This window comes from Amycolatopsis cynarae (assembly GCF_026802195.1).
GTDB lineage: Bacteria > Actinomycetota > Actinomycetes > Mycobacteriales > Pseudonocardiaceae > Amycolatopsis_E > Amycolatopsis_E rhizosphaerae.
The window spans coordinates 4,600,039-4,619,565 of record NZ_CP113836.1; the positions used below are offsets into that span (position 1 = coordinate 4,600,039).

The 19,527-nt window shown below is 73.1% G+C and carries 17 protein-coding genes; 2 read left to right on the forward strand and 15 right to left on the reverse strand.

Annotated features, from left to right (window positions below):
* Positions 1-8: 8 nt before the first annotated feature.
* From murC to ORV05_RS21985, 7 genes are all read right to left on the reverse strand, one after another.
* Positions 9-1,415, reverse strand: a complete 1,407-nt coding sequence (gene murC, locus ORV05_RS21955; RefSeq protein WP_268753899.1) for a UDP-N-acetylmuramate--L-alanine ligase — start codon at positions 1,413-1,415, stop codon at positions 9-11.
* Positions 1,412-2,434 carry an undecaprenyldiphospho-muramoylpentapeptide beta-N-acetylglucosaminyltransferase gene (gene murG / locus ORV05_RS21960; RefSeq protein ID WP_268759857.1) on the reverse strand — a complete coding sequence of 341 codons (1,023 nt, stop codon included), beginning with the start codon at positions 2,432-2,434 and terminating at the stop codon, positions 1,412-1,414. The genes murC and murG overlap by 4 nt, the downstream gene beginning before the upstream one ends.
* A 74-nt stretch (positions 2,435-2,508) precedes the next feature.
* Positions 2,509-3,936 carry a putative lipid II flippase FtsW gene (gene ftsW / locus ORV05_RS21965; RefSeq protein WP_268753900.1) on the reverse strand — a complete coding sequence of 476 codons (1,428 nt, stop codon included), beginning with the start codon at positions 3,934-3,936 and terminating at the stop codon, positions 2,509-2,511.
* A 70-nt stretch (positions 3,937-4,006) separates the two neighbouring features.
* The gene (gene murD, locus ORV05_RS21970; protein ID WP_268753901.1) at positions 4,007-5,401 is read right to left on the reverse strand and encodes a UDP-N-acetylmuramoyl-L-alanine--D-glutamate ligase; all 1,395 of its coding nucleotides are present in this window, start codon (positions 5,399-5,401) and stop codon (positions 4,007-4,009) included.
* 3 nt (positions 5,402-5,404) lie between these two features.
* Positions 5,405-6,484: a phospho-N-acetylmuramoyl-pentapeptide-transferase gene (gene mraY / locus ORV05_RS21975; protein WP_268753903.1), complete on the reverse strand. Its 1,080-nt coding sequence runs from the start codon at positions 6,482-6,484 to the stop codon at positions 5,405-5,407.
* Complete coding sequence (locus ORV05_RS21980; protein ID WP_268753904.1) at positions 6,481-7,986, reverse strand: UDP-N-acetylmuramoyl-tripeptide--D-alanyl-D-alanine ligase; 1,506 nt, start codon at positions 7,984-7,986, stop codon at positions 6,481-6,483. Before ORV05_RS21980 ends, mraY begins: the two co-directional genes overlap by 4 nt.
* Positions 7,987-7,990: 4 nt before the next feature.
* Positions 7,991-9,535 carry a UDP-N-acetylmuramoyl-L-alanyl-D-glutamate--2,6-diaminopimelate ligase gene (locus ORV05_RS21985; protein WP_268759858.1) on the reverse strand — a complete coding sequence of 515 codons (1,545 nt, stop codon included), beginning with the start codon at positions 9,533-9,535 and terminating at the stop codon, positions 7,991-7,993.
* A 325-nt stretch (positions 9,536-9,860) separates the two neighbouring features.
* Here ORV05_RS21985 and ORV05_RS21990 point away from each other — a divergent pair, with 325 nt between their 5' ends.
* Complete coding sequence (locus ORV05_RS21990; RefSeq protein WP_268753905.1) at positions 9,861-11,387, forward strand: tetratricopeptide repeat protein; 1,527 nt, start codon at positions 9,861-9,863, stop codon at positions 11,385-11,387.
* A 10-nt stretch (positions 11,388-11,397) separates the two neighbouring features.
* Here ORV05_RS21990 and ORV05_RS21995 read toward each other — a convergent pair whose 3' ends face one another.
* The 8 genes from ORV05_RS21995 to ORV05_RS22030 form a co-directional block, all read right to left on the reverse strand.
* The gene (locus tag ORV05_RS21995; RefSeq protein ID WP_268753906.1) at positions 11,398-13,293 is read right to left on the reverse strand and encodes a peptidoglycan D,D-transpeptidase FtsI family protein; all 1,896 of its coding nucleotides are present in this window, start codon (positions 13,291-13,293) and stop codon (positions 11,398-11,400) included.
* The gene (locus tag ORV05_RS22000; RefSeq protein WP_268753907.1) at positions 13,293-14,045 is read right to left on the reverse strand and encodes a hypothetical protein; all 753 of its coding nucleotides are present in this window, start codon (positions 14,043-14,045) and stop codon (positions 13,293-13,295) included. The genes ORV05_RS21995 and ORV05_RS22000 overlap by 1 nt, the downstream gene beginning before the upstream one ends.
* Before the next feature lie 78 nt (positions 14,046-14,123).
* Entirely contained in the window at positions 14,124-15,074 is a 951-nt protein-coding gene (gene rsmH, locus ORV05_RS22005; RefSeq protein WP_268753908.1) for a 16S rRNA (cytosine(1402)-N(4))-methyltransferase RsmH, read from the reverse strand.
* Between the two features lie 178 nt (positions 15,075-15,252).
* On the reverse strand, positions 15,253-15,684 hold the full coding sequence (mraZ, locus tag ORV05_RS22010; protein ID WP_268759859.1) for a division/cell wall cluster transcriptional repressor MraZ: 432 nt from the start codon (positions 15,682-15,684) through the stop codon (positions 15,253-15,255).
* A gap of 265 nt (positions 15,685-15,949) precedes the next feature.
* A complete protein-coding gene (locus tag ORV05_RS22015) occupies positions 15,950-16,711 on the reverse strand; it encodes an ESX secretion-associated protein EspG (RefSeq protein WP_268753909.1) in 762 nt (253 codons plus the stop codon).
* Entirely contained in the window at positions 16,708-17,265 is a 558-nt protein-coding gene (locus tag ORV05_RS22020; protein WP_268753910.1) for a PE-PGRS family protein, read from the reverse strand. The genes ORV05_RS22015 and ORV05_RS22020 overlap by 4 nt, the downstream gene beginning before the upstream one ends.
* Positions 17,265-17,837 (reverse strand): DUF3558 family protein, encoded by a 573-nt coding sequence (locus ORV05_RS22025; RefSeq protein WP_268753911.1) that lies wholly within the window; start codon positions 17,835-17,837, stop codon positions 17,265-17,267. The genes ORV05_RS22020 and ORV05_RS22025 overlap by 1 nt, the downstream gene beginning before the upstream one ends.
* Positions 17,827-18,165 carry a hypothetical protein gene (locus tag ORV05_RS22030; protein ID WP_268753912.1) on the reverse strand — a complete coding sequence of 113 codons (339 nt, stop codon included), beginning with the start codon at positions 18,163-18,165 and terminating at the stop codon, positions 17,827-17,829. Before ORV05_RS22030 ends, ORV05_RS22025 begins: the two co-directional genes overlap by 11 nt.
* A 288-nt stretch (positions 18,166-18,453) precedes the next feature.
* Here ORV05_RS22030 and ORV05_RS22035 point away from each other — a divergent pair, with 288 nt between their 5' ends.
* Entirely contained in the window at positions 18,454-19,524 is a 1,071-nt protein-coding gene (locus ORV05_RS22035) for an AAA family ATPase (RefSeq protein ID WP_268753913.1), read from the forward strand.
* Positions 19,525-19,527 lie beyond the last annotated feature (3 nt).

A 19,527-nucleotide genomic window follows, 5' to 3' on the forward strand; every position in this document is an offset into this window, starting at 1 on the left:
CGCCGCCCTCACCGGAGGGCGTCCTCGCCGGAGCGCCGGTCGAGCTCGGCGAGGATCTCGGGGCCGAGCTGGGTGACGTCGCCCGCGCCCATGGTGACCACCAGGTCGCCGGGTTTGACCAGGTCCGCCACCAGCGGCACCACCCGGTCGAACGCGGGCTCGTAGTGCACCCCGGCACCGGCGACGCGGTCGGCGATCAGCGCGCCGGTCACCCCCGGCTCCGGTTCCTCCCGTGCCCCGTAGACGTCGAGCACGACCACCTCGTCGGCCAGCCCGAGGGCGCGGGCGAACTCCGTGGCGAAGGTCCTGGTGCGCGAGTACAGGTGCGGCTGGAACACCACGAGCACGCGGCCGCTGCCCGCGGCCTGGCGCACCGCCCGCAGCTGGGCGGCCACCTCGGTCGGGTGGTGGGCGTAGTCGTCGTACACCCGCACGTCACCGGAGCGACCCTTGAACTCGAAGCGGCGGCGCACCCCGCCGAAGGCCGCCAGGCCCTCGACGAGCCCGTCGACCGGGGCGCCGAGTTCGGCTCCGGCCAGCAGCGCGGCCACCGCGTTGAGCGCCATGTGCTCGCCGGGCACCGCGACCCGCACGTCCAGTTCCTGGCCGAGCAGCGAAATCCGCACCAGCCCGCCGGTCTCGGCAGGCCGGTAGTCGAGCACGCGCGCGTCCCGCTCGCCGGTCACGGAGCGGCCGTAGCGGACCACGCGCGTGCCCGCGGCCTCCGCCTCGGCGCCCAGCGCGTCCGCCGCGGGGTCGTCGCCGCACACGATCAGCAGGCCGCCCGGCCGGATCCGCCGCGCGAACGCGGAGAACACCGCCGCGTAGGCCTCGGGGGTGCCGTGGTGGTCGAGGTGATCCGGCTCGACGTTGGTCACCACCGCCACGGACGGCGAGTAGGTGAGGAACGAGCCGTCGCTCTCGTCGGCCTCGGCGACGAAGATGCCGCCCTCGCCGTGGTGGGCGTTGGCGCCGGATTCGTTGAGATCCCCGCCGATGGCGAAGGACGGGTCCAGCCGGCAGTGCTGGAGCGCGACGGTGAGCATCGACGTGGTGGAGGTCTTGCCGTGGGTTCCGGCGATGCAGGCCACCCGGTGCCCCTCCATCAGCAGCGCCAGCGCCTGCGCCCGGTGCAGCACCGGGATCCCGCGCTCGCGTGCCGCGGCCAGTTCGGGGTTGCTGTCCTTGATCGCGGTGGAGACCACCACCGCCGACGGGTCGCCGAGGTTCTCCGCCCGCTGCCCGATCTCGATGCGCGCGCCCTGCGCCCGCAGCGAGAGGAAGGCCCGGGAATCCTTGGCGTCGGAGCCCGAGATCCGCGCGCCGCGGGCGAGCAGGATCCGCGCGATCCCGCTCATGCCCGCCCCGCCGATGCCGATCAGGTGGGCCCGGCCCAGCTGTTCCGGAACGCTCATTTCGCCGCCTCCAGCACGATCCTGGCCAGCACCTCGTCGGCTTCGCGGTGGCCGAGACCGACCTGCGCGGCGCTCATCTTCGCGATCCGGTCCGGATCGGTGACCAGGGGGATGACCAGTTCGGCCACCTTCGCCGCGGTGAGGTCCGCGTCGTCGATCAGCAGGGCCGCGCCCGCGTCCACCGCGGGCCGGGCGTTGACCGCCTGCTCGCCGTTCCCGTGCGGGAGCGGGACGAACACCGCGGGCAGGCCCACCGCCGACACCTCCGCCGCGGTCATCGCGCCCGACCGGCACAGCACCAGGTCGGCCGCCGCGTAGGCGAGGTCCATCCGCTCCAGGTAGGGCACCGGGACGTACGGCGGCCGGCCCGGGAACTCCTGCACGGCCAGGGTGTTCTTCGGGCCGTGGGCGTGCAGCACGCCCACCCCGGCGTCGGCGAAGTCCTTCGCCGCGCCCGAAACGGCGGTGTTGATCGAGCGCGCGCCCTGGGAGCCGCCGAACACCAGCAGCGTCGGCGCGTCCGGGTCCAGCCCGAAGTGCTTCCGGGCCTGCGCCCGCAGCGCGGCGCGGTCCAGCGAGGTGATCGACCGCCGCAGCGGGATCCCCACCACCTCCGCGTTCGGCAGCGGCGTCCCGGGCACCGCGACCGCGACCCGGCTGGCGAACCGGGCGCCGACCCGGTTGGCCACCCCCGGGGACTGGTTGGCCTCGTGCACCACGATCGGCACCCGCCCGCGCGCGGCCAGGTACGCCGGCAGGGAAACGTAACCGCCGAAGCCGACGACCACGTCGGCCCCGACCCGGTCGAGCACCTCCCGCGCCCGCTTCACCGCGTCCCGCACCTTCAACGGCAGCCGCAGCAGCTCCGTGGTGGGTTTGCGCGGCAGCGGCACCGGCGGGATCAGTTCCAGCGCGTACCCGCGCGCCGGCACCAACTCGTTCTCCAGCCCGCGCGCCGTGCCCAGCGCGATGACCGTGGCGTCGGGCCGCAGCCGCTTCACCGCGTCGGCCAGCGCCATCGCGGGTTCGATATGTCCGGCGGTGCCGCCCCCCGCCACCACGACGGTGGGGGCTCGTCCGGTTACGGCCTGGCTCACGTGGTCCCTCTCCGTGTCGAACGTCTACCGTAGTCCGGCGCCGCGCGGCGGCGCTCCGCTGGCTGGGCGGAGCGGGTGCCCCGTGCGGACGGCCGTGCCCGCTTCGGCGTCGCCACGCGCCCGCCGGAACGCCGCCTGGTGGGCGGCCGGTACACCTCGGGTGCGGGAAGCCGCAGCAGACGACCGAATTTACCCGGTCCCTGGGAGCGCAGCGCCGCGACGGACTCCGGCTCGTGCCGGGCCGCGTTGGCCAGCAGCCCCATCAGGAACATGGTGACCCAGATCGAGGTGCCGCCCGCCGAGATCAGCGGCAGCGTGACCCCGGTGACCGGCAGCAGGCCGACCACGTAGCCGATGTTGATGCCCGCCTGGGACACCGTGAACACGGTGAGCGTGCCGGCCACGATCCGGATCCAGGGGTCCAGATTACGGGTGGCGATGCGCAGGCCCACGATGGCCAGGCCGATGAACAGCCCGATCACCACGATGCAGCCGATGAAGCCCAGTTCCTCGCCGATCACGGCGAAGATGAAGTCGTTCTGCACGTTGGGCAGATAGGCCCATTTGGACGGTCCCTGGCCCAGGCCCTTGCCGAACAGGCCCCCGTCGGCCAGCGCGTACTTCGCCTGCGTGGCCTGGTAGGCCGCGCCGCTGGTGTCGGAGCCGGGCGAGAGGAACGACAGCACGCGCGACTGCCGGTACCCGGCGGTCAGCGCCAGCGTCACCGCCCCGGCCACCCCGCCCGCGAACAGCACCGCGAACAGCCGTTTCGGCGCGCCGGCGAACCACAGCAGCGAGGCCAGCACCACGCCGAGGGTGATCGTTCCGGACAGGTTCGGCTGCGCCATCACCAGCGCGAAGATCACCAGCGCGACCGGCACCACGGGGACCAGCAGATGCCGCCACTGGTGCAGCATCGCGTACTTGGTGACCAGGACATGGGCGCCCCACAGCGCGAGCGCGACCTTGGTGAACTCGACGGGCTGCACGGAGAAGCCGCCCAGCACGAACCACCGCTGTGCCCCGCCGCCCGACGAACCGAGCGGGGTGAGCACCAGTGCCAGCATGAGCAGGCAGACCAGCACCGCGGTCGAGGACAGCGCCCGGGTGCGCCGCAGGGGCAGCCGCAGGCCGATCCAGAACACCACCGCCCCGGTGACCACGAACACCAGGTGCTTTTTGAACAGCGAGTACACGCCGGAGCCGGTGGCCGGGTCGACCGAGGCGACCGACGAGGCCGAGAGCACCATCACCACGCCGATCGAGGTGAGCAGGCCGGTCAGCGCCAGCACCAGGTGGAAGTCCGCCAGCGGGCGGGACAGCCACGCGGTCAGCGCGGAGTAGACCCCGGCGGCACGGCCGTCCTGCCGCTTGCGCCGGGGCCTGCGTTGGCTCGTTCCGGTCTTGTCCTCAACCGCGGTCACTCGCGTGGTCTCCCTGCCCGGTCACCGGCGCCGCCCGGCGCGCTGCCTGCCCGCGGTGAGGCTCAGGCGCTCAGGCACCGGCCTGCCCCTCCGCTCCGGAGAGCGCTCTCACCGCTTCGGCGAAGGCGTCACCGCGGTGGGCGTAGTCCCGGAACATGTCCAGCGAAGCCGCGGCCGGAGCCAGCAGCACGACGTCGCCAGGGCGCGCCAGTTGCCGCGCCGCCTCCACCGCCGCTCTCATGGGCTCATCGTCACCCGAAGCGACGCGCCGCACGGGGACATTCGGCGCGTGTCGCGCGAGAGCGCCCGCGAACACCTCGGCGTCCACGCCCAGCAGTACCGCACCGCGCAGGCGGGGACCCACCACGGCGACCAGGTCCTCCACCGACGCGCCCTTGAGCTGTCCCCCGGCCACCCACACCACGTCCGGGTGGGCGAGCAGGGAACCGGCCGCGGCATGCGGGTTGGTGGCCTTGGAATCGTCTATGTAGCGCACCCCGCCCGCATCGCCCACCTCGACCGCGCGGTGCGCACCGGGCCGGAAGGCACGCAGCCCATCACCGACCGCGGCGGTGGGCACGCCGTAGGCGCGGGCCAGCGCGGCGGCGGCCAGCGCGTTGGCGAGGTTGTGCGGGCCCGCCGGGCGGACCTCGGGCGCCGAGCACAGCTCCTCGGCGTGCCGGGCCGGGTCGTCGACGAAGGCCCGGTCGATCAGCAGGTCCTCGACCAGGCCGAGTTCGCCCTGGTGCGGAGTGTCCAGGCGGAAGCCGATGCGGCGGGCACCGCGGGGCGCGTGGTCCTCGGCGAGCTTCGCCGACCACGGGTCGTCGGCGTTGTGCACCACGGTCGCGGCATGGGCGTGGATCCTGCCCTTGTCGGCGGCGTAGGCCTCGAGGCTGCCGTGCCAGTCCAGGTGGTCCTCGGCGACGTTGAGCACCACCGACGCGTGCGGCGCGAGGGTGCTCGACCAGTGCAGCTGGAAGCTGGACAGCTCCACGGCCAGGCAGTCGTACCCGGCCTGGACCGCGTCGAGCACGGGGAAACCGACATTGCCGCATGCGATGGCGTGCACGCCGGCGGCACGCAGGATCGACTCCAGCATCCCGACCGTGGTGGTCTTGCCGTTGGTCCCGGTCACCGCGAGCCAGGTGGGCGGGTGCTCCCGCGTCCGCCCGACCCGCCAGGCCAGTTCGACGTCGCCGATCACTTCGATGCCCGCGCGCGCGGCGGCGGTCAGCAGGGGCGAGGAGGGCCGCCAGCCGGGGCTGGTGACCACCAGACCGGTGCCCTCCGGCGGCTCGGCCAGCCCGGGCACGAGGGTGGCGCCCAGTCCCTCCAGCTCGGCGAGCCGGGCGGCGTCGCCGTCGGTGACGGTGACGTGCGCGCCCAGCGCGAGCAGCGCGGGCACCGCCGAGCGGCCGGTGACCCCGGCCCCGGCCACCAGGACGTTCGTTCCGGCGAACACCGGCTAGCCTCCCGCGCCCAGTTGTTCGCTGTAGAACAGCCCGAGGCCGAACATGCAGCAGATGGCGGCCAGCAGCCAGAACCGGATGATCACCGTGGTTTCCGCCCACCCGGCCAGTTCGAAGTGGTGGTGGAACGGGGCCATCCGGAACAGCCGCCGCCGCGTGGTCCGGAACACCGCGATCTGCAGCACCACCGAGATCATCTCGACCATGAACAGGCCGCCGATGACGATGGCCAGCAGTTCGGTGCGGGTGGTGATGGACAGGCCGGCGACCAGACCGCCCAGCGCGAGCGAGCCGGTGTCCCCCATGAAGATCTTGGCGGGCGCGGCGTTCCACCACAGGAACCCGCAGCAGGCGCCGGTGGCGGCCGCGGCCACCACGGCCAGGTCCAGCGGGTCCCGCACGTCGTAGCAGGCGGGCTGCGGGCTGACCACGCAGGCCAGGCGCGCCTGCCAGAAGGAGATCACCACGTAGGTGGCCAGCACCATGGCGGAGGTGCCGCCCGCCAGGCCGTCGAGGCCGTCGGTGAAGTTCACCGCGTTCGACCAGCCGGAGATCACGATGTAGCAGAACACCACGAACAGCACGGACGGGAAGGTGATCAGCGCGATGTCACGGACGTAGGAGAGGTTGCGCGAGGCCGGGGTAAGCCCGGTCCGGTCGGCGAACTGCAGCGCCAGCACGCCGAAGGCGACCGCCACCACCAGCTGGCCGACGAGCTTCGCGGTCTTGTTCAGGCCGAGGTTGCGCTGCTTGCGGATCTTGATGAAGTCGTCGAGGAAACCGACCACGCCCAGGCCCACGGCCAGAAACAGCACCAGCAGCCCGGACGCCGAGGGCGCGTCCCTCCCGGAGGCGAGCCAGTTCACCAGGTGCGCGGTGAAATAGCCGACCACCATCGCGACGATGATCGCCACCCCGCCCATGGTCGGAGTGCCGCGCTTGGACTTGTGGCCCTGGGGGCCTTCCTCGCGGATCTCCTGACCGAAACCCTGCCGGGAGAAGACCCGGATCAGGTACGGCGTGAGCAGAATGGAGACCAGGAGACCAATCGCCGCCGCGATCAGAATGCTGATCACGCAACACCATCCTTACCGTTCGAAGTGCCCGAGGAGTCCCGGCCGGAGGCGCGGTCCTCGATCAGGGCGTCGGCCACCCGCCACAGCCCGGCGACCTTGGAAGCCTTGACCAGCACGACGTCACCGGGGCTCAGCTCGGCACGGAGGAGGGCGATGGCGCCCTCGGTGTCGGGCACCAGAACCGACTCCTCACCCCAGGAGCCCTCGTGACTGGCTCCCTGGTGCATCGCGGCGGCCTGGTCACCGACCACCACGAGCCTGCTGATGTTGAGCCGGACCGCGAGCCGGCCGATCTCGTCGTGCGCCCTCACGCTATCGGCACCCAGTTCGCCCATGACACCGAGGACCGCCCAAGATCGACGGCCCCTGCTCATCGAGGCCAGTGCCTTGAGCGCGGCACGCACCGATTCGGGGTTGGCGTTGTAGGAGTCGTTGAGCACGGTCACCCCGTCGGGCAGGGTGGTGACCTCCATCCGCCGCGCCGAACGGCGTTCCACAGTGGACAGGCGTGCGGCCACTTCGGACACCGTGGAGCCGAGTTCCAACGCGACCGCGGCGGCCGCGAGCGCGTTGCCGACGTGGTGCTCGCCGTGCAGCGGAAGAGTCACCTGCGCCTGCCCCTCGGCGGTCACCAGGCGGAAGGAAGCGCGTGCGTGCTCGTCGAGGGTGATGTCCTCGGCCCGGACGTCGGCGCCGGGGTGCTCACCGACCCGCACCACCCTGGCGCGGGTGCGGGACGCCATCGCCGCGACGAGCGGATCGTCCGCGTTGAGCACGGCGAGCCCGTCCTCCGGAAGCGCTTCGACGAGCTCGCCCTTGGTCTGCGCGATGCCCTCGCGGGAACCGAACTCCCCCACATGGGCGCTGCCGACGTTGAGCACCACGCCGATCCGGGGCGGGGCGATCGCGGCCAGCTCCGCGATGTGGCCGGGCCCGCGCGCGGACATCTCGAGCACGAGGTGCCGGGTGGTCTCGTCGGCCCGCAGCGCGGTCCACGGATGGCCCAGCTCGTTGTTGAACGAACCGGGCGGCGCCACCGTGGGCCCGAGCGGTTCCAGCAGCTGCGCGATCAGGTCCTTGGTCGAGGTCTTGCCGGACGAACCGGTCACCCCGACCACGGTGAGCCCGTGCGAGGCCAGTTCGGTCACCACGTGGCGGGCCAGCTTCCCCAGCGCGGCCAGCACCGCCGCGCCGGTGCCGTCGCGGTCCCCGGCCAGCGCGACCGACCGCTCGTGCGCCTGCCCGGGCGGCAACGGTGGCGCGAGCACCGCGGGCGCGTCGACAGGCCTGCCCGCCAGCACCCCGGCCGCCCCCGCCTGGACCGCCTGCGCGGCGAAGTCGTGCCCGTCGGCCTTCTCCCCGGGCAGCGCCACGAACAGGCCGCCGGGGGTGAGCTCACGCGAGTCGAATTCCACGCTGCCGGTGACCACCGGGCTGCCGTCGGTGCGGTGCAGCCGCCCGCCGACGATCCCGGCGATGTCCGCCAGACTGAGCGAGATCAAGTGCTTACTCCTGTTGTCCTTCGAGCCGGCGCCGGATGGCGGCGGCCAGCTCGTCACGGTCGGAGAAGGGATGCACCACACCGGCGACCTCCTGGCCGGTTTCGTGTCCCTTCCCCGCGATCAGCACCACATCCCCCGGGCCGGCGAACCCGACCGCCTGGACGATCGCCGCGCGCCGGTCCCCGATTTCGAGCACCCGTCCCCCGGTACCCGCCGAGCGCGCCCCCGCCAGCATCGCGGCGCGGATGGCCGCCGGATCCTCCGACCGGGGGTTGTCGTCGGTGACGATCAGCACGTCGCTGCGCCGCGCCGCGGCCTCGCCCATCAGCGGGCGCTTGCCGCTGTCGCGGTCGCCGCCGCAGCCCAGCACCGTGATGATCCGTCCCTCGGTGCGGGCCCGCAGCGCGTCCAGTGCCTCGGCGACGGCCGCGGGCTTGTGCGCATAGTCCACCACAGCGGCGAAGTCCTGGCCGAGGTAGACCCGTTCCATCCGCCCGGGGACCTCGACCGCGGCCAGTCCCGCGACGATGTCGTCCATGCCGACCCCGGCGGCGTCCAGCATCGCGGCCGCCAGCAGGGCGTTGGCGACGTTGAAGGTGCCCGGCAGGGGCAGCGTCGCCCGTGCCGAACGCCCGCGCGGGCCGTGCAGGGTGAACGCCTGCTCCCCGGTCGGGGTGCTCGACAGCTCGCTCACCGTCCAGGCGGCCTCGGCCCCGGCCTCGGTGGACACGGTGACCGTGTGCGGGGTGACCAGCGCCTGTCCCCAGGCACTGTCCACCACCACGATCTCGGTGGTGGAACGGCCGTCGAACAGCAGGGACTTGGCGGCGAAGTACTCCTCCATGTCCCGGTGGAAGTCCAGGTGGTCCTGCGAGAGGTTGGTGAACGCGCCGACGGCGAACCGGGTGCCGTTGACCCGGCCCAGTGCGAGCGCGTGGCTCGACACCTCCATCGGCACGTGGGTCACGCCCTGTTCCGCCATCACCGCGAGCAGCGCCTGCAGGTCCGGGGCTTCGGGCGTGGTGAAGGCGCTGGCCAGCCGCTCCCCCGCGATCCGGGTCTCCACGGTGCCGATCAGGCCGGTGGTGTGGCCCGCGGCACGCAGCCCGGACTCGACCAGGTAGGAGGTGGTGGTCTTGCCGGAGGTCCCGGTCACGCCGAGCACCGCCAGCCGCAGCGAGGGCTCGCCGTAGATCCACGCGGCGACCGAGCCGAGCACGGCGCGGGGATCGGGGTGCACCAGGACCGGGACGGCGGCGTCGCGCACCGCGGGCCGCTCGGCGCCTTCGGCGTCGGTGAGCACGGCGGCCGCGCCGGCGGCGAGCGCCTCGGCGGCGAAGTCCGCACCGTGCACCCGCGCCCCGGGCAGCGCGGCGAACAGGTCGCCCGGCAAGACGTGCTGGGCGCGCAGTGTGGCACCGGTGACGGCGACTTCGGCGCTCTCGGCGGCCTCCCCGGCCTCGGCGGGCAGGATCAGCCGGGCATCGGCGCGGGCGGCCAGGGTGGTGAGCCCGACCGGCTCGATCCGCGCGGGGCGTGGAGGCGCGATCGCGGCCTTGACCGGGTTTTCCGGGACCGGCCGCGGCGTCGTCGTGCTGCCGTGGTTGTTCCCGTGGTTGTTGACCGACACGCCCGGAAGGTTACCGACGGCACGGCAGGCCGCGGCGAGCCGGTGCGCCTTGCGCACCGATCGCCACCGGCGGGAAGGACACCCATACCGCACCCCGCCGCACCTCGCACTTCTGCCGCCGGGCCGCGGGTTCGGCTGGTCCCGGCCGGGCCCGGTGAGCAGGTGCGGCACCCGGGTGGGTGACCGGGCGCTACGGTTCGATCACGCGGACCGGCTGTCGTGAGGGGAAGGGGATCGGCTCTGCATGAACACGTCTGTCGTGGAGGCCCTGCACCGGTGGGACGCGGGCGATCGCCGTGGTGGCGAACAGGCATTACGGGTGCTCACGGGGTCCACCGATGCGGAGGTCGCCTCGGCGGCGGGCCTGGGACTGGCCCTTCGGCAGCTCCTCACCGCTCCGGAGGACGCGGTCACCACGTGCCGCCGCGTGCTGGAGGGCACGCCATCGGGTGATCTGCCGCGGATCCTGCTGGTGCTGGGCTGGGCGAACCTGGCACTGGATGCCCCGGAGGCCGCGTCGAACCCGCTGCGGCTCGCCGCCGGAAGCCAGGGCGACGTGGCCGGACCTGCCGCGCTGCTGTGCGGATTCGTGTCCTTTCTGCTCGACGACGCCCGGGCCGGGCTCGGGGCATGGCACCGGGCGCTGAGCGCGGGCGGCCACGAGCTCCCGGAACTGCTGCGAAACCTGGACTTCACCGAGGACGTGGCGGCTCAGGTGCGTGACGACAGCGTCTGGTCCCCCCTCGAATGGGGCCGGATCCTGCTGGATCCCGGCGCGCCCCCGGTGCTGCCGGGGTTGCTGAGGCGCTGGAACGCGGACCACGGCTTCTGGGCGGCACTGGCGTTGCACGCGCTGAACGCCGGTCTGGGAAACCGGCCGGCGGCCCGTCGCGCGGCCGAACAGGCGGTGGCGCTGGATCATCCGCGCCTCGCCGCGTCGGCCTGGCTGGCCCTGGCCGAGTCACTGGTCCAGTCGCAGGAGCGCGCCGCGGCCATGGATGCCTTACGCCAGGCCGTCCGGACCGCCCGTGCGGACCCGCTCCCGATCCCGCAGTTGTCCGACTTGTTCGCCGCCCCGGGCGCCGAGCCTCGTGCCGATGTGATCACCAGGGCGACAACCCTTCTCGGTGTGCTGCAGCGAGAAGCGGGCGACCTCGAGGCAGCCCTGGCGACCCTGGCCGGCGTCGCGGAAAGCGAAGACCCGGATGCGATCCTCGCGCACGCCCAGACCCTGCGCTTGACCGGTCACCACCAAGCGGCCCGCGCCGCGTTGTTGAAACTGGCCGGGCTCGGCACGGAACACGCCACCGCCGCCCGGTACGACCTGGGTGTGCTGGCCTACCGGGACGGCGACGACGACTCGGCGCGCGAATGGTGGCTGCGGGTCGCCGACAGCGACGACCCGCAGCGGGCGCACGACGCGAGGAACAACCTCGGCCTCCTCGCGAAGCGGCGCCGGGACCTGCCCGAGGCTCTGCGCTGGTTCGGGCGCATCGCCGAGTCCGGGCACGGCGACGCTCCTCTCGCGGCGGCGCATCTCGGCGAACTGTGCTACCAGCTGGGCGACAAGCCCGCGGCGCTGAGGTGGTACCGGCACGCCCTCGAGCGGACCGGCGATCCGGAACTCGTCGCGGAGGCCGCCTGCCGGGCAGGCGAGATCCTGCTCGACCGGGGCGAGCGAACGGCCGCCCGGCCGCTGCTCGAACGCGCCGTCGCGACGGGGGACGCGACCTTCGCCGGGCAAGCCGCCTCCCTGCTGGACCGGAGGTGAACCGGCCGGATCAGCTGTCGGCGACGAGGCGGATGTACGGGCTCGGCTCGGGCGACAGCGGGATCTGGTAGCGCTGGGTGAGGTAGGAAGCGATGTCGTGGAACAGCGGTGCCGCGGAGTGGCCCACCGGCAGCGTGGTGTCGGGCGCGTCGAGCCGGATCCCGACGACGAACCGCGGGTTGTCGGCGGGCAGGATCCCGGCGAAGGTGATGTTGTACAGCGTGTCGCTGTAGGCCTTGGTGACCGGGTTGACCTGCTGGCCGGTGCCGGTCTTGCCGGAGATCTGGTAGCCCTCCAGCGCGGCGGTGGGCGCGGTGCCGCTGTTGCCGCCCTTGCCGCTCTGCGTGACCGCGCGCAGCATATCCCGCACCGTCTTCGCCGTCTCCGGGCTGGCCACCCGCTCCGTGGCGGGCGCGGGCTCGGGGATCACCGTGCCGTCCGGTTTGACCTCCTGCTTGACGATGCGGGGCTGCACGCGCAGTCCGTCGTTGGCGATCGCCTGGTACATCCCGGCCATCTGCACCACCGTCATGGAAAGCCCCTGGCCGATCGGGAGGTTGCCGAAGGTGCTGCCGGTCCAGCTGGACTTCGGCGGCACGGAGCCGCGGCTCTCGCCGGGCAGTCCCATCCCGGTGTCCTGGCCGATGCCGAACCGCTTGAGGTAGTCCACGTACTTGTCCGGACCCACCTTCTGGGCGAGCAGCAGCGTGCCCACGTTCGACGACTTCGCGAAGATCCCGGCCGTGGTGTAGTCGACGGTGCCGTGCACCCACGCGTCGTGCACCGTCGCGTCGGCCACCTTGAGCGAGCCCGGCACCTCGTTCGCCGCGTCGGGTGTGGTGAGCCCGAGGTCGATGGCCGCGGTCGCGGTGACGACCTTGTTCACCGAGCCCGGTTCGTAGGGCGTGGTCACCGCCTGGTCGTTCATCAGTTCGGGGGTGTAGGTGCCCCTGTCGTTCGGGTTGAACGTCCGGTCGTCGGCCAGCGCGTAGATCTCCCCGGTCCTGGCGTCCATGACCACCGCGCTGCCGCCCTTGGCGTGCGAACGGGCGACGTAGTCGGCGAGCTGGCGCTGCACCATGTACTGCACGTCCGAATCCAGGGTCAGCACCAGGTCGTTGCCCGGGACGGCGGGCTGCACGTCCCGTTCGGTGCCCGGGATGATCGTGTTGCTGCCCTGCGCGGTGTCGGCGACCCTCTGGCCGGCCTGCCCGGCGAGGTCGTCGTCACGGGTCATCTCGAGCCCGGCGATGCCGTGCAGGTTGTGCTTGGAGACGTCCTGGTCCTCGGTGCGCCAGTTCGCCAGGCCGACCACGTTGGAGGCCAGGTCGTCGCCCGGGTACTCGCGGGCGGCCTGCTTCTCGGTCGCGATCTCGGGGAACTCCTTGCGGATCTCGTCGGCCACCGACGGTTCCACGTCCTTCGCCAGGTAGGTGAAGGCCCGGTCGCTGTTGAAGGCGTCGAGCAGGTCCTTCTCGGTGACCTTTCCGGCGAGCTTTCCCGCGATGAACCTGGCCGCGGCCGCCGCCCTGGTCGCGAAGTTCTGCCCCTGCCCGGGGTTGCGCTGCGCGTACTCCTCCCAGGTGCGGCGCATCTGCCTCGGGTTGACCGACAGGGCCCGGGTTTCCACGCTGAAGGCCAGTTCCACCCCGTTGCGGTCCAGAATGGACCCCCGTTGCGCCGGGACGGTGATGGTGGTGGTGCGCTGGCTTTCCGCCTTGGCCGACAGCTCTTCGGCCTGGAACCCCTGGACGAACACGAGCCGGAGTCCGGCGATGACCAGCACCGCGACCAGCACCACCCGCACCGCCACGTAGCGGCCCTTGCCTGTGGCCACGCTCGGCCTTCCCGCCACCTTCCGCACCCGTGCGCGGTAGGCGCGGCGCCGTGCCTCCCGGCCCGTCATCACTGCCCTCCCGTCTGCGGCGGCGCGACCACCGACTGCTGCGCGTCGCCCTGCGCCACGTCCCCTTCGATGGGCGCGGCGTTCGTCGTGGGCGACGGGGTCTGGGTCTGCCCGGCGGGCTGCCCCTGATCGGGCTGTCCCTGCCCCGGTCCGGTTGGCTGGGTCTGGCCGGGCGGCTGGGTCTGGGCGGGCGGCGGCGGCGGGGTCGTCACCGGGGCGGTGGCCTTGTGCGGGTCGCCGACCACGCCGATCGAGCCGTCGGGGCGGACCATCAGGTGGGCGGGGTCGTCGGCGGGCACCATGCCCAGCGCCTTGGCCCGCTCGGCCAGTGAGGAGGGCGAGCCCGCCTGGCCCACCGCGCGTTGCAGCCGCTCGGACTGCTCGGCCAGGTTCGCGTTCTCCTCGCGGATCTGCTCCAGGCGGTAGGAGTCGGCGATGGCCTGGGTGGACAGCAGCAGCGTGGTGGCGATCCCGGCGGCCAGCAGCACCATCACCAGCAGCACGAAGGAGGCCCGGGATTTCGGCAGGCCCAGCCGGAAGCCGCGCTGCCGGGCCGGGGCCGCGGCCTTCCCGGCCCCGGTCCCGGTTTTGGTGGCCTTGCGGGAGCCCTCGGCGCGCTGCGCACGGCGGGCGTACGCGCGCTCGGCGGCCGTGCTGCGCTGACCTGCGGTACGGGTGCGCTCGGCGCGCCGGGTTTCACGCGGGGTGGCTTCGCCCGGGGTGTTCCGGGGGGACCGGGCGGGCGCTGTCATGGCGCGTCCTCCTGATTCTCGCCGCGGCTCCCGGTCGAGGGCGGCCGCGCGGGGCGGGGCGGGCAGTGAGCGCGCTGATCACGCGCTCGCTTCCTTGATGCGTTCGGCGGCGCGCAGGCGGACCGAGGCGGCGCGGGGGTTGTGTTCGACCTCGTCCTCGCCGGCCTTCTCCGCACCGCGGGTCAGCAGTTTGAGCTCCGGCCCGTGCCCGGGCAGCTCCACCGGCAGCCCCGGCGGGGTGCGCGAGGTCGCCAGCGCGGCCAGTGCCTGCTTGACGATCCGGTCCTCCAGGGACTGGTAGGACTCGACCACGATGCGGCCGCCGACCGACAGGGCCGCCAGCGCGGCCGGGATGGCCCGGCGCAGCACCTCCAGTTCGCCGTTGACCTCGATCCGCAGGGCCTGGAACGTCCGTTTGGCCGGGTGTCCCCCGGTCCGCCTGCTGGCCGCGGGCACCGCGTCGTAGAGCAGCCGCACCAGGCGCTCGCTGCGGGTGAAGGGTTCCTTGTCCCGCTCGGCCACGATCGCCTTGACGATCCGCTGGGCGAAGCGCTCCTCGCCGTAGTCGCGCAGGATCCGCACCAGCTCACCCGGGGGGTAGGTGTTGAGGACGTCGGCGGCGGTGGGCCCGCTGGTCGGGTCCATCCGCATGTCGAGCGGAGCGTCCCTGGCGTAGGCGAAACCGCGGTCTTCCACGTCGAGCTGCATCGACGAGACACCGAGGTCGAACAGCACGCCATCCACAGTGGACAGCCCGAGATCGTCGAGGACCCGCGGGATGCGGTCGTACACCGCGTGCACGAACTCGACGCGGTCGCCGTGGCGGGCCAGCCGCTCCCGGGACCGGGCCAGCGCCTCGGGATCCCGGTCCAGCGCGATCAGCCGCAGCTGCGGATGCGCGGACAGCAGCGCGTCCGAGTGCCCGCCCAGCCCGACCGTCGCGTCGATCAGCACGGCCGGGCGCCCGGTCAGCGCCGGTGCGAACAGCTCGAGTACCCGCGCCAGCAGCACGGGCACGTGTTCCGCCATCGAAAAACCCCCTCAAACAAGCTCGGATGCCGTCAGGTCCCCGCCCGCCCGCCACGAACCTGGTGCCGGGGAAGGTGCACCAGGGCCGCTGAGCGGACAGAGGCCTCACGGCATCCGAGTCCAGCCATACTCACCGGAACCCACGCCCCCCGACGGCGTGAGTGCCGTCCGGGCGCCTCTAGAAGACGCCCGGCAGTACCTCCTCCTGCGCCTTCGCGTAGCTGTCCTCGTGCTCCTCCAGGTAGGTCTGCCACGCCTGCGCGTCCCAGATCTCCAGCCTGGTGATGGCACCGATGACCACGCACTCCTTGCTCAGCCCGGCGTACCGGCGCAGTTCCGGCGCGATCGGGATGCGCCCCTGCCCGTCCGGGCGTTGCTCGTCCGTTCCGGCGAACAGGTAGCGCTGGTATGCCCGCACCGCTTCGTTGGTGAACGGTGCGTCGGCGACCTTGCGGGCCATCTGCTCGAACTCCGCGCGCGGGAAGACATAAAGGCAATGATCTTGCCCCTTGGTGACCATCAGCCCACCTGCCAGCGCGTCCCGGAACTTGGCGGGCAGCGTGAGCCGCCCCTTGTCGTCCAGCTTGGGGGTATGGGTGCCGAGGAACACCGGCCCCACCTCCCCGGGGCCTCCCTTCCGCCCCACTGCGCACCACCGTACCCCACTTTTCACCACAGTCAACGCCGACAGTGTCCACTTCCGAGCGAACTCGCGACTGTTTTCGCAGGTGAGAACCGGTGGGGTCGGGTGGGGGGCGCGAAGGCCACAGCGCCGGTCCTCCCCGTGACGAGGGGTCCGGAAGGGCCCCGGGGGGCCGGAAACGGCGCTCGAGAGGCACCGGGTGGAGGAAGGTGGGGAGGCTGCTTCCTGGGGATTAGGGGCGGGGATCGGCGGCGAACTCGGCCAGCCTGCCGGCGACCCTGGCGGCGTCGGCGGGCAGCAGACTCACCCAGTCCCGGCCGCCGCGGCCCGGTTCCACGGTGCCGAAGTAGGTGCCGACGTCGGTGCGGAACCAGCTCACCCCGCCCACCCGGCGCAGCCGCGAACCCTCGCGAACCCTCACCGAGAACTGCCCGGCGCCGGACACCGGCCTGGCCTGGATCGCCAGCACCTCGCGGAGCTGCCGTTCGCAGGCCGCCGACCCGGCCCCGGCGCCCGCACTGAACACGGGATCGGCCAGCGACGCGCCGAGCACCTCGGCGGGCAGGCTGATGCCGAAGCCGGGGCCGGGCTCCCACGGCGCCAGCAGGCCCACGATCGACGAGAAGACCTCACCGTCCCGCAGCGAAGACAGCCCGATGGTCCGGCTCGGCTGCGCGGCGAGCACTCCGCGCTTCCCCGCGATCGCGGCCACCGCGCGCAGCGGGGTCTCGTCGCCCAGGGCGGGCAGTGCCTCGCATTCGACGTACATCCGCGCCTCGGCCAGTTCCGTCAGCCGCTCCCGCAGCACCGGATCCGGCCGCCCGCCCGCGGCCAGGCCCCGGGCGGCGAGGTTGGCGTAGACCGTCTCGCGGATTTCGTCCCGTTCCCGCGCGGTCGCCCCGACACCGGGCACCGAAAGCGGCGGTGGCGGCGGGCAGCGGAAATCCAGGTCCTGCCACAGGATGTCGAACGCCGAGGCGGACACCTCGATCAAGAGGCCCCCCGCGCCGGCCGCGCCTCGAACCCGACGGCGGGCACCGCGGCGCGCAGTGCGGCGTCCCGGCTGTTCATCACGTCCACGGCCTTGAGCCGGGCAGCCTCGGCCTCGGCGCGGCGCTCGTCCATCGCGTCCGACAGCCCGAGCAGCGCCAGCACGTCCCCGCTGCCCACCGCTTCGCGGATCATCGCGCCCGGGTCGTAGCCCACCGGGGGCGGCATCTCGGCCCTCGCCCTCGCGGCGATGCCCGCCTGCTCGGTGACCGCGGCGGCGAGCCTGGACGAGGTGTCCCCCGCCCGCCGGGACCAGTCCGCCGCCCGGGCGAGGGTGGCCCGCACCGCATCCCCCGCCTGCCCTTCCCAGTGCTCCCTGCTGAGCCCGGCCACCTGGCTCAGCACGCCCGCCGACTGCCGCAGGCGCTCGGCCAGACCGGCCCAGGCTGCGCCCAGCTCGCCCGCCGCGGCCGGGTCGTTACCCGCGCCGACCTCGGCCGCCATCGCCTCGTGGGTGTAGGACTCGTAGCGCCGCACCGGCTCGGGTATCGGTTCCATCACCGCTCCTCGGGCAGTTTCGGTTCGATCAGCTGCGCCACCGTGGCGGCCCGCTGGCAGGCCAGCCTGGTGTCCCGGAAGTTCGTGTTGGTGATGTCCACCTGCGCCGTGGCCTTCCCGCCCGCCGCCAGCAGCACCGCGCAGGTCCCGTCGCCGGATCCCGGCACCTTGATCGCCGCATGCCCGCCGACGGTCGTTTTGGTGCCCCCCGACGGGTGCAGATCGGTCAGGGCCGCCGTCTCGTCCAGGGTCACGGTGAGGCCGAAGGTGCCCGGCTCGGTCCAGTCACAGGCACGGGCGGAACCGATGGTCTTCGCCCGGCCCGCCGACGTCAGCCCGGCGGCCGACCGCTCGGCCGGGGTCATCAGCTCGCACGGCGACAGCGCGGCGACACCGGTCAGCGACGCGGTGACCGGCGGGACGACCGGGCTCGTGCCCTGGCTCGGGCTCTGGCCGGCGCCCGGGGCCGCCGCGGGGGAAGCCTTGGCGCCGCACCCGGCGAGCAGGCAGCCCGTGAGCAGGCCGCACGCGAGCAGTACCGGCAGCGCGGCCCGCCCCCGCTCAGCCGCCATGGCAGTCGACACCGGCGGCGGCCTCGTCGTCGGCGTCGGAGTAGCGCTTGAGCGCCTTGGTGATGTCCGAGCGCACCTTGTCCAGCTCCTGCCCGAAGCGGATCAGCTGGTCGGCCGCGGAGCCTGGTCCGTCGATGCCGTAGCGCGCCATGAAGGCGCCGATCTCCTCGGCGTAGCCGCCGCCCAGCGGGACGATGCGGCCCAGCACCCTGGCCTCCCGCACCATCTCGCCCACCACGTCCTGCAGCTGCGTGATCTGCTGGAACGCCTGCGCCGCGAGGTCCGGGGACACCGCGAACGCGCCCGCGCCCACCTGCGTGTCGGTCATCGCGCCTCTCCGTAGCGGCCTGCCTCCGCACCGCAGCATACGGGCTCCCGCGCGCAGGATCCATCCTTGATACGGCGGGCGCGACGCGCGAGGGTTCTCTCACCGGGCCGGCGGGAGTTTGACACACTTGGGCCGGGCCGGGCGGTGCTGGGAGCTGCCGGACCCGGCTGTGAGACGCTTCGGCGCCACTGGCATTAACCACTGCAGTGCCACCGCACTACTTTTTCCGGGGGCGTGCGGTCGCACCCGCGTTCGAGCATGCAAAGGGCTTCGGCACCAGGAGGACGAGTGACGTCGAGGACACAGCCCGTGACGCCCGGCGAGGCGGCATCCGGTCAGCTGCCGTACTACCCGCCGGGGGCGGCCGGACACGCGGGGCGGGGCGCCGTCTCCCTCGACGAGCTGCGCGACACGACGCGGCGGATCGCCGCGAACGTGGAACGCGTGCTCGTCGGCAAACCCGAGGTGGTGCGCATCGCACTGGTCACGCTGCTGGCCGAGGGCCACCTGCTGGTGGAGGACGTGCCGGGGGTGGGCAAGACCTCGCTGGCCAAGGCACTGGCGCGCTCCATCGACTGCACGGTCAGCCGGATCCAGTTCACCCCCGACCTGCTGCCCAGCGACGTCACCGGCGTGTCCATCTACAACCGCCAGACCGGCGGCTTCGAGTTCCGTCCCGGGCCGGTCTTCGCCAACATCGTGGTGGGCGACGAGATCAACCGGGCCTCGCCGAAGACCCAGTCGGCGCTGCTGGAGTGCATGGAGGAAAAGCAGGTCACGGTCGACACCGCGACCTACCGGCTCGACGATCCCTTCATGGTGATCGCCACGCAGAACCCGATCGAGATGGAGGGCACCTACGCCCTGCCCGAGGCCCAGCGCGACCGCTTCACCGCGCGCGTCTCGATCGGCTACCCGGACCAGCAGGCCGAGCTGGCGATGGTCGACGAGCACGCCGGCCACAACCCCCTGGCCGACCTCAAGCCGGTCTCCGACGGCGACACGGTGAGCCGTCTGGTCCAGACCGTGCGCAACGTCCACTTCGCCCCCGAGGTGCGCCGCTACGCGGTCGAGCTGGCCGCGACCACCCGCCAGATGCCGGAGATCCGGCTCGGCGCGTCGCCGCGGGCGACCCTGCAGCTGGTGCGCGCGGCCCGCGCGCAGGCAGCGCTTTCCGGCCGGGACTACGTGGTCCCGGACGACCTGCACGCGGTCGCGATCCCGGTGCTGGCGCACCGGCTGGTCCTGACCACCGAGGCCCACGCCGCCCGCCGTTCCGCCGCCGACCTCGTGCGGTCGGTGCTGCACCGGGTTCCGGTGCCGCAGGGCGGGCCCGCGGCCGGCCAGGGCCACCGGTAGGCG

Coding starts and splice junctions, on each gene's coding strand:
- murC (WP_268753899.1), bottom strand. CDS start 1,415: ATGAGCGTTCCGGAACAGCTGGGCCGGGCCCACCTGATCGGCATCGGC.
- murG (WP_268759857.1), bottom strand. CDS start 2,434: ATGGCGCTGGCCGACGCGGTGAAGCGGCTGCGGCCCGACGCCACGGTC.
- ORV05_RS21990 (WP_268753905.1), top strand. CDS start 9,861: ATGAACACGTCTGTCGTGGAGGCCCTGCACCGGTGGGACGCGGGCGAT.
- ORV05_RS21995 (WP_268753906.1), bottom strand. CDS start 13,293: ATGACGGGCCGGGAGGCACGGCGCCGCGCCTACCGCGCACGGGTGCGG.
- ORV05_RS22000 (WP_268753907.1), bottom strand. CDS start 14,045: ATGACAGCGCCCGCCCGGTCCCCCCGGAACACCCCGGGCGAAGCCACC.
- rsmH (WP_268753908.1), bottom strand. CDS start 15,074: ATGGCGGAACACGTGCCCGTGCTGCTGGCGCGGGTACTCGAGCTGTTC.
- ORV05_RS22020 (WP_268753910.1), bottom strand. CDS start 17,265: ATGGAACCGATACCCGAGCCGGTGCGGCGCTACGAGTCCTACACCCAC.
- ORV05_RS22025 (WP_268753911.1), bottom strand. CDS start 17,837: ATGGCGGCTGAGCGGGGGCGGGCCGCGCTGCCGGTACTGCTCGCGTGC.
- ORV05_RS22030 (WP_268753912.1), bottom strand. CDS start 18,165: ATGACCGACACGCAGGTGGGCGCGGGCGCGTTCGCGGTGTCCCCGGAC.